The organism is Apilactobacillus nanyangensis (genome assembly GCF_016861915.1).
GTDB classification, from domain to species: Bacteria; Bacillota; Bacilli; order Lactobacillales; family Lactobacillaceae; genus Apilactobacillus; species Apilactobacillus nanyangensis.
Window position 1 is genome coordinate 8,090 of record NZ_BOLX01000001.1, and the last position, 16,920, is coordinate 25,009.

Consider the following 16,920-nt stretch of genomic DNA (forward strand, 5'->3'; position numbering starts at 1 on the left):
ATTATAAAAACGGTCTAAAAAATCACGATTTAAAATTTGCTATAAGCATTGATTTTAAGGTATTTATTAAACAGTGTGTATCGTTTTACCCATAAACATTAAATAATCCTTCAAAACATTTTAAAATTCATTGAGAAGATGAGATAATATAGTAGTTATATAAAATTACCCTAGCTGTGCGCTTTTTAATAAAACCAAGCGCGGAATTATAAAACTCTAAACAATGTCGTAAATAAATGTTTTTTTAAAACCAAGATTGAATTTGAAAGGGACGTTACTTATGCAATACAACAAGAAAAAATTCAATAAAATAAAAGATAAGAAAGTGATGAAGAAGGTCAAAAAGCAATGGGTCGTAATGTCATTGTCGACTTTTGCTACTGTGGGTGGATTAGCCTACACAATGAGCTTCAGTCATGTTGCCCACGCCGATACATCTTCAGATGCTTTGAAGGCGGTTACCCAAACTAGCTCAGCTTCAAGTAGTGGATCTGGATACCAACAAGTAGCATCTAGCGCTACAAGTGTCAATTCTGATGTTAACGCATCATATGCTAACCAAAGTGCAGTAAGTTTGAGTGTCGATTCTAATGTTGCTGCTAACAAAGCGATTGATTCTGATGCACAAGCTGGATTTAACAATGGACTTGGGGTGAACAGTGCCTACAATTCACAAGCTGCATCAAGCATTGCATCAAGTATTGCAGCTAGCCAAGCATCTGCTCAATCATCAGGAAATTCAACGCAAGCATCAAGCTCAGCCCAATCGTCTGGTTCAACTCAATCTTCAGGAAGTAGTTCATCATCAAGTCAACCAATTTCTAGTTATAGCTCTGATTACACTAACGCATCAAGCCAAGCTGCAGCTTACAAGGCGGTAATTGATCGCGCTGGTTCAGATGCGTTTGCTGGAAACGGAAACCAAGTTTCTACTATCTCTGATGTAAACGAACAAAACTACTACAATGCTGCTTATAACGGTGCAATGAGAGCACTAGCGGCTTATAACTTGTTGACACATGATCAAGGAACTGGTACCCAGGATTATACTTCTTACCAACAAAATGTAAGTTCTAGTCAAAAACCTAACGATGCTTACAACTCAGCTATTGCCTATGAACAACAATTGTTAGCTAAGTTCAACGGTAAAAACAATACAACTGTTAAGCTAAATCAAAACGGTCAAATTACAATCCCTAGCCAAAATGATAGTTCAATAACTTCATTTAATACTTACACTCCTAATTCCGCTTTGTACCTTACTTATCAATATGGTGTTAACTACTTCTTAACTCAACAAGGAATTAAGGATGCTAAGGCCGGTAAGTGGACTGGAATTAGTAAGAATCAAGGGCTAGTCTACGATGCTAACCACCAATTAAGTTTCCCTGCCGATAATTACACCCCAAGTGCTGATTCAACCAATGCGTATGATCAGGCTTATTTGGGTGCGCAACAAGCGATGAATGACCAATGGGACCCAGTCTATGACACCATTAATGGTGGTGGAGATGGAACTAACTGGCACTATGTATTAGATCTTGAAAAAAATGCCAATAACCTTAACTATATTGGCGGAACTAGTTACTACCGTGCCGGATACGACAGTGTTGCCCAAGAAATCTATAGTGGTAAGACAGCGTTTGTTCACAACTCATGGCAATTCCAACGTGCATTGGCCGGAAACTACTATCCTAACTGGAAACTAAGTGACATTGTTAACGGTAAATGGTCCGGTTATTCTGCATATAACGATGCCTGGGGGAAGACCGTTAATGCAACCAACGTTAAGTTAGTTAATGATATTGACTTCCAAGGTGCGCCATACACTGAATACTGGCCAACAATGTATCATCTACAAACATTAGTCGTTGATGGACAAAATCACCAAGCTGACTTCCACGGATGTTTGGATCAATTCTATGCTGATGCTGGAGTTACCCCAAAATTGATCATTCAAAACTTCCAAGCAGCATATTCATACAACTACTACGGTTTCTTGAAGATTAACCAACCTGGTACCGTTATTTACAACAACGTTAACTACGTCGGAGCACAAATGCTTTCTGACTTTCCAGCCGGGGGTAACGATATTCGTTTCATCGGAAATATCAACGAAATTAATGTTTCAAGTTACCAAACTTCATTGAATACCGGGGTCCATCCAACAGAAGGTAACGGTAACCAAGAAAACATGGAAATCCAAAACCTTCTATTATATCCAGGTACTCACTACTTCGGAACAGTTGCTCCTGATTATGGTAATAACGTAATCAAACTATCTGGTAGTTTAACCATGAATGATGGCTCACAAATGACATTGGTTCCTCGTGGGAACGGTGGTTATTACGCTCGTAATGGATCTAACTACGGAATCGTGGTTACCAACGGTGCTAACTTAAACATTAATAAGGGAGCAACTCTACAAGTCATTCCTGATAAGTGGAATGGTAGTGGCACTTTTGCCAATGGTATCTATACATACGGAAACGTTAACGTTAACGGTGGGACTTTAGATATCGAAACTAATGCTCCTAGTTACTTTTACAATGCTGCTATGTATGTTGACCAAACAGGTCAAGTTAACATTTCTAATGGTGGTTTGGTAAAGGTTCAATCACAAAACCTTGGTAACACATCTACTGGAAGCTACGGTATTTTGTATAACAACAACGGTCAAATTAACGTTAACAACCTTGGTAACTTGAACGTTAGCGCTGATGGTTCAGGACAAGTTAACTTGATTGCCGGTCCGCTTAGCATCACTAACCCTGGTCAAAACAACATCACTTTGGACTTAACAGGTAACTCTAATGCCCAAAGTACATTGTCCAACAACAAAATTGATGCGTACACCTCATTAGTTACTTACGGTAACCGTTCTGGTGCAGGTAACCTAAGTACAACTCTATACCCAAGCCAAATTCTTTACAGTTTCCATTTAAACAACAACAAGAATAGTTATGTTGATGCATCCGCCAACCCTGGTAGTTTCACACAAGGTACACCTAATTACCTTCAAATTGCTACCGTTCCAGCGGTTTATTTCGTCGGACCTATGACTCCTGTGAAGAACCAAGATGGAACTTATTCACTTACTGGTTATGCCCAAGTCGGTGGTCATAAAGAAAACGACAACGAACCAATCTATATCCAAGCCGGATACGGAACTAATAATTCATACACTGGATTAACATATCTTCCTGGAAACATTAGAAATAAAACTACCAGCAAAGATACGAATGTATATAGTCAAACGATGGACGTTCCAAGTAATTACAACTACGAAATCATGAAGTACACCGTTCAAATGCCAAGGGACTATGATCCAACTAAGAATCCATATGTTGGAATCTTACTTCGTTATGGTGTTGACGGTATTGATACCACTGCTCAAGTGCAAACTGGTCAATATGTATCATCTCAACATCGTTACGATTTGGACAAGAATGGGAACTTGATTGATGTTGGTCAACAAGTAATTACTTCTGGTAACTACAATGACATTAACAATGGGGTTGGTGACGCCTTAACCGACGTTTCTAACGGTAATAATAATCAACAAAACATTAACCAATACAAGATTAATCCTAACTATACTAGTGGTTATAACAGTGTTGTAGCAGGTTACAATGCCTTTAACAACGGTGCGCCGGATCCAACAACTAACCCAGCGTCAATGCCTAAGGACACTGCGTCAAACACTACCAATCAAAGTAGCAATAACGTTGTTAATGATCCAGCTGCATACATTCAAGGTTACAACCAAGCCAGAGCTGATGCTGCCGGAACTCAAAAAGGGATTAATGACTTCATTAACGGGAATGCTCAAACAACTAACCCTAATGCAACCACTCAATATAACAACAACTACAACAATGCATACTACAATGCCCTTCAAGGATACAATGATAAGGGTAACGGAGTTGTGTCTCCACTATCACAAAGTGTGTCATATTTACAAGGATTTAACGCACGTCAAAACTTTACTGACGGTCAAAACGCTGCATACAGTAATACTGTAGATACAAATCGTGAACAAAATGACCCAGCTTACGCGGTAGGTGTAAGTGCTTTTAATGATGCAAAGAACCAAGTATTGACAGGTTCACATACAGCGTCAGGTCAAGGTCAAATCTACACAGATGCATATAACCAAGCGCTACAAAACTTAACTAACAATTATAATGATGGTTCTAATGCATTCTTGAACAATGGTACTAATAACACTAATGAAAACTCACCAGTAGCAACTCAAGTTGCTAGTCAAGGTTACCAAGATGCATTGGATGGATATAATGGCGTAACTAACCATAATAACCAAAATCTACCAGGATATATTTTGGGACAATCCATTAAGTCAGGGGTTACTGACTTATTAAATGGTAATGCAGATAATGCTAACCAAAGTAGTAACCAAGCCGGTTATGAAAAGGGTTATCAAGATGCTTTATCAGCATTTACCAGTGGAGTTACCAGCGGTAATACCACATCGTCAGATAATCAAACTAATGCATACAAAGATGGATTAGCAGCAGCTGCAAATGCAAATCAAGCAATTTCTAAAGCTGAGGCTGATTTAGAAAGTGGTAATTTTGGCCAACTAGGCAATGATGACGTTAACGATTCATCAGCTTACAAGACGGCTTACAATGCATACAAACAAGCATATGACGACATTAAGAATGGTCGCGCTAACAGTTCCGCTAACCAATCTGCGATTTATCAAGTTGTTTACAATAACGCCTTTAACAAGATTCAATCACAATACAATAAAGGTGTGTCTGACTTCTTGAAGAATAGTCAAGATACAAGTAACAAGACCTTTGGATATACACAGGCTTATTCAGATGCGCAAAAAGCCTATAACGATTTTAATGACAGATTTAGTAAAAATGGTAATAAAATAGATGGAATTAACAAAATCAATTCAAATAGTCCATCTAACGCATATCAACAAGCGTTTAACGCTCTATTGGATGCCAAACGTGGTGCCAGTGACGCTAAGAGCCAACTAAGTAATAACTACAATCGTCCAGCGAACTCAACCAATCCTGATTACATGGAAGGGTATAACGGTGTTCGTGCAGCTTATGCCGACGCATCATTGAATACACCTTCTACTGATTTAACCGGTAAGAGTCGTGAATATGTAGATGCATATAATGATGAAAAGAATGAAGCTAGTGCTATTTACAGCACAGCCAGTCAAGAATTTTTGACTGGCAAGACCTCACCAACCAGCCAAGAACCGATTGCTAATCAGGCGTTCCAAGATACTAGTTATGGTTACCAAACTGGTTTATCAACTATTGACGAAAGCCAATTAACTCCTGCTCAAAGAAATAATAAAGGATTTATGGCTGGATTTAATGCTGCCCAATCAATTGCAGCTGGATATAAGAAATCAGCAGACGCGGGTGCGGCAAACAACTACGCTGACAAGAGTTATGAAGATGCTTCAACAAATCTAGATCATCAATCTGAAGAATATCAAGTATATGAAGCGTATAAGGGTGCTAGAGACGGATTTAATAACAAGTCACAGGCAGGGGATTCAAACTTGGCTTACAAGCAATCCTACCAAAAGGCACTAGCGCAAGCACATGCACAATATGAACAAGGCGCGAAGGATTATTTGAAGGGACTTACAAAACAACAAGCTACTGATAGTCAATACAGCGCTGGATATGATAATGCCAAGACCGGATTTGCAAGATTTATTGATGATTATAATAGTATAGGTAATGATCCAAAGAAATTAAACAATCCAACTCCTTTACCCCTTTGGAGTGCTAATCATCCTGGTTACAAAGATGGTTTCGAAGCAGCTAGAAGTGCATATTCATACCTATACGGAAACACACTAAGTGATTTGAATTCTGATGATGCAGCTTCAATTGGTTATAACCAAGCATCTCAAGGTTACAATGCTGCGATTAGTGATCCAAACGCCAATTCTGAGATTTCTTCTGATGATTTTAGTGCCGCATATAAGTTGGGTTACAACAATGTTATTACTCAAGTTATTCAAGGTTACAATGCTGCGATTAGTGATCAAACTAAGGAATCAGATAACAATTCTGTAAGACCCAACGATCCCAATTATGACCAAGCCCAATCTTACTTGGGTGCGGTAGCTGGAATTAGAGCAGCTCAAGATGCCACTCAACCAAGTACAGCTGATTCTTCATACCCACTTTCTTACCAAAAATCTTATGCTAAGGCATATCAATTATGGAAGAACAATTTGACTACGGGGGCTAATTCATTTGTAAATGGAGAAGCTAACGGCAATAGTTCATTTAATGGACAAGGAACAAACGCAGGTAAGCAAGCGGATAGGACGGCCTTGAACGCTGGTTATAGTAGCGCATTGAAAGGTTTTAAAGATGCTGTTAAGGGTGCCGGTAAAAATGAACCAACTAACTCAACACTAAGTTCTGCTTATGATACCGGATATAACGCTTACCAGGATGCATTAGCTGGAATTAATGCCGCTAAGCAATCTAACTCCACAGATAAGATAAATGTTGGTAATCCAACCCCTGATCAAGCATTTGTAGATGGATATAATGCATATATTCAAGCTAAATCTGATGTGCCAAGTAATAAAAACGTAAATGACAGTTCTGCGGATGCTATGTATCAAACTTTATATCCTGTATTAAATCAACAGCTAGCTACTTCTTATCGAAGTGGTAGAGATGCTTATTTAAATGGATATGATGTGAACGCTACTACTAGTAGCAGTGATCCTTTATTCGTCCAAGGATTTAACGACGCTAAACTAGGTGTTTCAGATGCGGTGAATGGTAATAGTAAGACTTCTAACAATGTTGCTTACACCTCCGCATATGGACAATTCAAGTTAACAAGCTCATCTCAAGGTTACGTAAACGGGTATAACTTAGCCAAAACTACAACATCTAATTCAACATTGACCGACCAAATCGGTGTTGATGCCTTTAAAGGTGCAGGTGCGGGTTATACTGCAAGTTGGTCAAATGCACCATATCAAATTGATAGTACCCAATCATTGTCATACAACATTGCATTCCAACAAGCTTATGCTGAAGGACAAAGATTGCATGAACAAGGTGCTAATGAGTATCTTAGTGGTAAATCTGTTGCTTCAAGTAGTTCAAATGGATATCCAATTCAAGCTGAAAATGATGGTTTTACATCTGCAAAGAATGGATACCAATTTGGCCTAACTGGTGCAAAACCAAGTGACGATCAAATGAAAAACCCATCATTTATGATGGGTTATAATGCTGCGGTTGTTTCGATGGGAGCATTAAATGGACTTGATAAAAATACAGCAAAATCTAAAGTCATTAACACTGATGGTGCATATAGTGATGCAAATAGTAATCTTGAAGATTATTACAATAAGACAAAAACAGGATTTACCTATGGAACCAGCAATACACTAACAGATACAAGTAAATCTTATTCACCATCATATTTAACTGGGTACTATGCTGCTCGAGGAACTTCAGATTTTACAAGTAATAAACAAAATACCACTCAAAGTAATTTCTTTAATAACCTAAATGATGCGACATCAGTTCAAATTGCCTACAATACTGGATACAACCAGGCTGTTAATGGTTTCAACGAAGCCGTTAACGGGGGTAGCTTAAATTCACCTACATTATCTGAACAAGCTGGATTTAACTCATACAGTACTAGTAGTCTTAAATCACAAATAGATAGTTTTGCTAATCAAGCTAGAACCGATTTCTCAGGTTCCCCAGCAATGAACTTGGCTAATGCTAATCCAGCTAAAAACAATACTTCGGGGTTGCAATTAATTACTGCATATACAAATGCCTACACTAATGCTGAAACAGCATATGTAAACGGGGTTAATGCATACTTGAATGGAACGAATGTCAATGCAACGGCTACACAGCACCTGGTTAACGGATATGATTTCTATTACCAAGGTTTTATGGATGCTAAGAACGCATACACTCAAACACTAACATCTGGAAGCAATAATTCAGCAAGCAATACCTCTGGAAGCAATAATTCAGCAAGCAATACCTCTGGAAGCAATAATTCTGGAAGTAATAACTCTGGAAATAACAACAATACTTCTAACACATCAGCAGTTAACACTACGTTGGCTTCCCTAATTCAAAGAGTAATCAATACGAGTGCGTCATCATCAACTCAAATTCAATTACCAGCAAGTAATAATGATGGTAATAATTTAGGATATAACCAAGCCAATGGTTTGATTAATGCATTTAAAGATTTGAAGACTAGTGGAACACTGGTTCCTCAAAGTAGTAGTGATGTTAACTACCAAACAGCTGCTACAGCAATGTTACAAGCTCAATCTGACTTGTTGACTAAGTCTAATACAGACTTAACAAACAAGGGATTGCTATACAACAATGCTTACAGATTGGTATACCAATACTCACAAGATGAATACACTAACGGTCAAAATAGTGTATTGCTATCCACTCCGCTAGATAACGATGGATTTGCTATTCAAGGGGCAAGTAATACCAGATCTGGTTTCGTCGATGCATTAAGTGGCTTGAATAAAATTAATGGTGATAATCCTCAATACTCAGCTGGTTATGATGCTGCTCAAACAATTAAGCAGGCATACGCTGATACAATGAATGATCCAACTCAAACTAAAAATTACAAGAATAGCGATGGATCAAATGACGATAATTCTAATAACGTTGAAGCAGCAGTTAAGCTTGCTTTAGCAGACTTTAAGAATAATTCCACTAGATCTAATCAAGATCCCGCTATTTCAGCTAAATACGCAGCAGCAGCATATAATGCAGCGATGTCATCCATTCAAGATGCTGCGTTAAATGGTATGAGTAATTACCTATTCAATCAACGTAAACTAGATAAGACATTCACTACTGTTGAACAAGAAGGTTTCGACGGTGGATATCAAGATGCTCAAACTGGATTTGCGCTAGGATTAGATTCAAAAGCAACACTGGATACAACTAAGAGCCAATACTACCAAAATGGTTTCAATGAAGCTCGTCACGTTCTACAAGCCGTACAAGATGCGACTGTTGATGGTCCTCAAGGAATTAATAGTCCTAAGGTGATTGAAACTGCTTACCAAGAAGCTTACCAAGCTACTTTGGATGCTCAAAATGCCATCAAGAATGGTAGCAATACTGATACTGTGACTGATTCGGACTCTAACAATCCACATGATAATGTTTATAAAGAAGCTTACAAGTTGGCTTTCGACGGTAACCAATCATCATACATGAGTGGGGCTAAGCTATTTGCTCAAAGCAAGAATTCTCCTAACAAACTTGATATGCAAACTAGTGGTTATAACAAAGCTAATGATGGTTACCACCTAGCTCAACAATATTTCGCTTCATTGGATAGTTCCTTATCAATTAATCAAAAGATTGATGAATTAAATAATCAATTTAATGGTTTACCTGATATTGTGAAGACTAACAAAGCATATGCTGTTGGTTACCAATCATACATTGGTTCACTTAAGGGATATCAAGCAGCAATTGATAATGCCAATAATAGTGACGAAAAGAATAAATATGCAGCCACAGATAATGGTGATGAAGTCAGCTATGCAGAGACTCTAAGAGAAGGTGCTGCCTATAACGGTGCCGTTGATGCATTTAATGACTACATGGCACATGATGTAGCCAATAGTCCAAAACACAATGAGGACCCAACATACGCTGCCGCATACACCAAAGCAGCAACAGATGTTGCTAATAAGGTCCAAAGTGGGGCAGATTCATTCTTATCAAACGCTAATTACATTATTAACGCAAACCCACAAGGTATCTTTGACCAAGCACAAGCTAAGGGAGCAACCGATGCTTCAAACGGATTTAAAGCTGCTCAAACCCTTAGTCAAACAGATTTATCTGCTAAGTCTAAGGCATTCCAAGCTGGATATAACGCTAAGACCCAAGCATTGAATGGATTGGCCGCTTCTAGCGGTAACAATAGACCAACTGATCCAACTGCCCAAGTGGCATATGATGCTGCAAGAGATGCTAGAGCGGCATTGACTAACAATTCCGTTATTACTGATTTCTCAAACAAGAGTGAAGTCTACAAATTCATCTATGAAAGTGTAGTATCGGATTATCAAAAGGGTATGAACAAGTTCAAGGCCGCTGATAATTCTGCCAATGATTCAGACGCAGCGACTGGATACAGTGATGAAAGTGATGGTTACGCTGCTGGACTTGCTGCTAATGGTGACGTCGATCTAAGAAACAAGAGCGTTGGTTACATCGACGGTTTCAACCTTGGAAAGGCTTCTGCAACTGCTTATCAAGCATCTCAAGGTACCCAAACTGACGCTAACTCAAACAACCAATACACAGCAGATACTAATGGTGTATCCGCGTTTGACGGTGCACAAGACGGTTACAAGGATGCAATTAGTGATAAACCATCTCGCACAACATCAAGAGCTGCTAATGAAGCTAGTCAAAAGGCATATAGCGATGCCTATGACAAGGCTTACCAAACAGCTAGAAATAAGATGCAATCAGGAATTAATGCATTTACTAACTATGATGGTAGTGATGATTTAGACGGCAATGGTGATGCTAACAACACCAACAAACCAACATCAGCAGTTCTTCTAGAACAAGCAGCTATTGATAAGGGTTACTTGGATGCTAAAGCTGGTTACAAAGATGCTTTGAACTATGTAAAGGATCATCCAAATGATTCATCTAACGATAACACTGGTAAGATTAGTCAATCTAGTCAAGCTTATGATAATGGTTATCAATTAGGATTGGATGTAGCTCGTTCACTTGAATACACTAGAAGTCATGCAAATGTATTGCAAGATACTTCTGCAACCGATCCAAATGCATCAACAGACCAAGCTAGATCAGCTTTCAATGGTGCTGTTAAGGGATTTGCTGATGGACAAGATACTGCCACTCAACATATCCTAGATTCAAATCAATCCGGTGCTTACAAGAAGGCATACACAATTGCTAGTGTTGAAGCTAGTCAACAATATGAACAAGGTAAGCAAAAATTCCTAACTGGTGTCTTGAATGACCATTCTAAAGATGACACTAATGTCGACGATGTAGCTTATAACCGTGGTTACAACGAAACTTCAGATGGTTACACTGATGGAATGAAGATTCCACAAGTTCAAAGAGGTAATTCAACTGGTTATGTAGCTGGTTACAACAAGGGAACTGCAATTGCTAATAGTTTCCAAAGCGCTCAAGAAGGTAACAGTGAATACACTGGTGAAGACAAGAGTACTGGGGCATTTAGTCCACAAGAAACTTTTGATGCCGCTAAGGCTGGTTTTGAAGATGCTCAAGCACTAAACGAACCAAACGCAAATAGTGATAAGACTATTTCTTATCAAAATGCATACAACCTTGCTTACAACGAATACAAGGATGCGATTGCTAAGGGTTCTCAACAATACCTTGATGGAAATGGTAGTGGAACTACTGATTCTAACAACTTTGTAGACAAAGCAACTGCTCGTGGTTTTGCAATTACTAACGCTGGATTCAACGATGGCTACACTAGTGCCAACAACAATTCACCACATACACCAACTAACTACACGGATGCAACATACACTCGTGGATACAATGCTGGTACAGGTGCAAGTGCGTTTGTATATGCAAAACAATACGATAGTACTAATGCAAATCAAAGTACTGGATATCAAGAAGCTAGTGATGGATTTAACTTCGCCGCTTCCGGTAACGATGAAAGTCAAATTCCTGCTGATAAACGCGGACAAGCTGCGTTCATGAAGGGATTCGATGTATATACTCAATACAAGCGTGGGATTGAAGATGGTTCTATCAAGGATGGAACCAAACAATCAAATGACGAGGATTACGGGGATGCTTACCGAGCAACTCAATCTGCTCGTCAAAACTTCTTCCATTATTCAACGGTGGATAATAGTGGTAAAACACCAATCTATCAATCTATCTACTCCGTTAAAGCTAAGGACTTCTTGAAACAATACGAAGCCGGTAAGAATGCTTACCTATCAGGAAGCACTAATGAAGGAACAGACATCCATGCTCAAGGTTACCAAGATGCTGTCAACGGATTCAGCGATGGATTTGGTAGTAAAGGTAATCCACAAACCCAAGATAAAGATAATATAGGCTATACAGAATCCTATAAAGCTGGTCAATCAGCATACAAGGGATACCTTGCTGCTTTAGCTGATAAGACCAACAACACCAGCGGTGATTCATCATCTTATGCAACCGATGGATTTAACGGTGCTGTTCAAGCATTAACCGATGGATTTAACATCAATAATCCAGGACTTCCAAGCGGAATGTCAGTTTCAATGCAAAATGGTTACAATGCCATGATTCAACAAGCTCAACAAGCGGTTGAAGATGGATTGAACTCATTTGCCCAATCACTTCCAAATGCTCATTCAATAACTACTGGTAGTGGTAATAGTCTAGATAAATTACAAAAGGCTGCTTATGACACTACTAAGGATGGCTATGAAGCAGGATTGGCTGGTAACTTTGATCAAACAATGAGCAATAATAAAGCTTATGTACAAGGTTATAACTTGGGTAAGGGTGCTAATGAATTCTTGAATGGCAAACCTAAGAGTGATAGTGACCTTGATGACAGTGTTGAAAGTCAAGGATACAAGGATGCTAAATCTGGTTACGATGCTGCCATTAATAGTAATGGTGATGTGGTTCCAGTAACATCATTGACTCCACAACAACAAGCCGATAAGGTCTTCATGGCTGGATACACTGCCCACGTTAATGCTCATAATGCTGCTATTGGCACATATAATGAACAAACTAACGTCGAAACTGACCAATATTCACAATACGGTGCAAATGCCGTTAGGGATGCATTAACAGATGCTACAACTACTGGTAGACGTGATGTAACAGGTCAACCAAAGGCTTATCAAGATGCATACAATGAATACTTCGCTAAGATTTACGGTAACTTTGACGACATCAAGGACAGCGTTAACAACGCCAACTCTGGTAATAGTAACGTTGACATGAGTCACGAAAGCAATGTTTCTGGTGACTACTTCAATGCTATTAAGCAATATCTAAACAAGAACACTTCATCATTGCCAAAGAACGTTGCAACTGATAAAGGAATTGAAGATGCAACCCAAGGATTCATGAATGGTATTTCTAACTCACCAGAAAACCTTCCATATGCCGGATACACACCTGCATACAATGTTGGTTTGAAGTTGAGTGCTGGATTCTTGGCAGCCAAGAGGGATGTCACAAAGAACACTGCGGATACTTCTAACTCTGACGAAACTACCAAAGATGATATTAATCAATCTTACGATGGTGCAGTTGCTGGTTACAAAGCAGCATTAAATGGTGGTAAATCTTCTGATGATAATCCAAATGATTCACTTCCATACAGTGCTTCATACAACGTTGCTTACGGTATCGCTCGTCAAAAACTATTAGAAGGTCAAAACGACTTCTTAACATCCGCTGGAACTAACCAACCAAGTGATTCTAATAAGATGGAAGAATCAAGTTATAACTTTGGTTATAACCAAACTCGTGATGGTTATAAAGATGCGATCGATGGTAAGTCACAAGCTTCAAACCCATCAGCATCTTACTTAGCTGGATATAATGCTGCCACTAACGCTAAGAGTGGTCGTGATGACGCTAATGCTGGTAGATCACCACAACAAACCAACAACGCTCAATACATGGCTGGATACAATGCTACTATTGCCGCAAGACACGATGCGGTTATGACTAATAACCAACCAACTGATGTAACAAATCAACCATTGGTATATCAAGATGTATACAACGATGAATATGCTAAGGATAACAAGGCATACATCGATGGTTACAACAACTACGTTGCAAATGGTAACAAGGTATCTGATGGTAGTTTCCAACAAATGGGTTACGAGGATACTCAAAATGGTTACGCTGATGGTTTGAAAGACAATGACGAAGCTAGTTCTAACTATGGATACAAGCAAGGATATGAAATGGGTAAAGCATTTAAGGATGCATACAAGACTGCCTACAACGATCCAACTCAAATCCATACTAACCAATATTCTGGTTCTGACGATGCAGTGAATACCTATGATGCTGCGGTCCAAGCATTTAAACAGGTTAGCTCTGAAAAGGCTCCTGCCGATGTTAGTCAACAATCTGAAGCTTACCAACGTGCATACAAGACTGCATATGATCAATCAATTGCAGAAATGAATGCCGGAAGTCAACGTTTCATCAATGGATTGTCAAACGAACATTCAGATGGTACCAATGCTGATGACCGTGCTTACAACCAAGGTTATGTAAATACTCAATCTGGTTATCAAGATGGATTCGCAGCTAAGTCGGTTAACGATTTAACTGATGCCAACAAGGCTAGCGCAACCTACATGATTGGATACAACATCGGTAAGGGTGCTCAAGACTTTGTCGAAGGTGTTGGTAAGGGTACAGCAACTGTGACTGCTACCAACATTCCAATTGATAACCCACAAGGTAATTACGATGCTGGTTATCAACAAGCACAAACAGGTTACGAACAACGCAAGAACGGTGTTACTCGTGATCAATTGACACAAGCCCAATTGAACAATCCATCATTTATGAGTGGTTTCAATATGGCTGATGAAATCCAACAAGGAATTCAAGATGCAATCACTAATCCAACAAGTAGTTTCAATTCAAATAGTCCACATGACCGTGCATACAAAGCGGTATTGGATGCATTGAATGACTTCAAGCAAGGAAAATGTAGTGATGTATCACAACAACCAGCTGCATATGCAGATGCTTACAATGATGTTTATGCACAAATCGTGGCCCAAGCTAATAATGGTAGTCAAAAATACCTAAATGGTGGACAAAACGATAAGAAACAAAGTCAAAACATCCTAGATCAAGCATATACATTTGGTTACAATAATTCTCAATCCGGTTCTGAAGCTGTATACAATGCTGCTAATAATGGTAAGTTACCAAGTGCTAATGATTTATCTGATGCACAAAGAAACAATGCTTCATTCATGACTGGTTTCAACAACGCTAATGGTGCGGTTGCATTCGATAACAATAGCTATGCAACTGATAACAACACCGATTATCAAGCTGGTTACGCTGATGCTGCCAAGGGTTACGATGTTGGTATGTCAGGTGTTACTGAAAGTCAATTGACTCCAGAACAACAAAACGACAAGTCATTTATGCTTGGTTTCAATAAATCAAACGAAGCATTAAAGGGATATCAATTAGCACAACAAGAATTTGGTACCCAAGACAATACTCATTTGACTAACTCGGATAAGGACACTGCATTTAGTGGAGCCCAAGCTGGATTCATTGATGCCCAATTAGGTCGTCCAATGAGTCAAAATAAAGTATCTGTCGTATATGACAATGCATATCAACGTGCATACGCTGAATGGCAAAGTCATGTTCAATCAGGTGCACTTGATGGTGTTAACAATAAGGCTAATCAAGATGCTGGCATGAACCCAGTAGACAAGACAGCCTACGACTTGGGATACAACAGTGCAGCGACTGCATTGAAGGATGCCAAGGCTAATGCTATCAAGTTTGGTACTGTTCAAGGTTTCGATAAACTAGATAAGGATGTCTATGACAATGTATACAATGCCTACAGCAATGGATACATTCGCGGATACAACAAGCTATCCAAGGACAACAGTTCTAGTGATGCGGTATATTCATCTGCTTACGACCAAGGATATGCTTTAGGTTCACAAAATGCTCCGGCAGGTGGTAGACCAACAAGCATTGATACCAACGTTGCTCAATCTGATAAGGTCGTAAAGGACTTTACCGATGGAGTGAAGAAGGCACCTTCTGGAAAATCACAAAAGGCTAAGTATGATGGCAATTACAATGACATCATTCTTGGTTTCAGAAGTGGTATTGCTAACAAGAAGGTTAGTCAAAAGAATCAAGGTAACTTCTACTTTAACCAAGGAATCGAATTAGCAAGAATTGTTAAGATTGCAATTAAAGATGCTAAGAAGATTAAGAAGCTTACTGATACTGATAGAAGACAACAACCAACTGCTTACGTTAAGGCATTCGATGCTTACAAGGCAGGGGTATTGGCTGAAAAGAATAATGTTAAGAACAGAAAAGCTAAACGCATCAACTACAACAAGATGGGTACAATGGCAGAATATGCTTTCAGACAAGGTTATGCCGTTGAAAGAAAACAACAAATGTCAGATGGTACTCGTGCTGGTAAAGCGCGTGGTAACAAGCATTACTACATTCCTAAGTTGAAGAACCAAAACGTTGATTACGTGAAGTCTTATGAAAAGGCTTATAAGAATGAAATCAAACGTCGTTTACCTAAGTATGTATATAACATTAAGGCCGTATACGCCCACAGGGCAGTAAGATTTACTACTGGTAACAGAATTATCTTCTACGCAAAACGTCCAAGATACGCCGCACACGTATTTAAGGTATTAGGCGTGGCATTCTACAAGAACGGTATTCCTCGTTACAGAGTATCGGGTGGCGGTATTCTTACTGCGACTCCTTCAGCAATGAGAAATGCTTACTATTCAAGAAAGAACAATGCTCGTCATTACAGGGTAATTCGTCCTACTGGAGTATGGTTACACGATAGTAAGAAGTTCAGTGTTGGTAATAGAATTAAGCACTTTAGACGTAATAGTGTCATTAAGATCCGTAAGGTAATTAAGTACCATGGAATCACTCGTCTATACATTAATTCGCACCAATACATTACAAGTAACAAAACTTTTGTTAAAAAGACTAACTAAATAAAAGGAGACTCGTCGAAAGATGAGTCTCCTTTTATTTTTATCTAATGTTTTTTTATAAAAACAAATAAAATATAAGA

The 16,920-nt window shown here is 38.9% G+C and carries 1 protein-coding gene; it reads left to right on the plus strand.

The genetic code is table 11. The features are described from left to right. The first annotated feature begins 280 nt into the window (after positions 1-280). Positions 281-16,840: a DUF5776 domain-containing protein gene (locus JUD45_RS00045; RefSeq protein WP_203619410.1), complete on the plus strand. Its 16,560-nt coding sequence runs from the start codon at positions 281-283 to the stop codon at positions 16,838-16,840. The last annotated feature ends 80 nt before the right edge of the window (positions 16,841-16,920 follow it).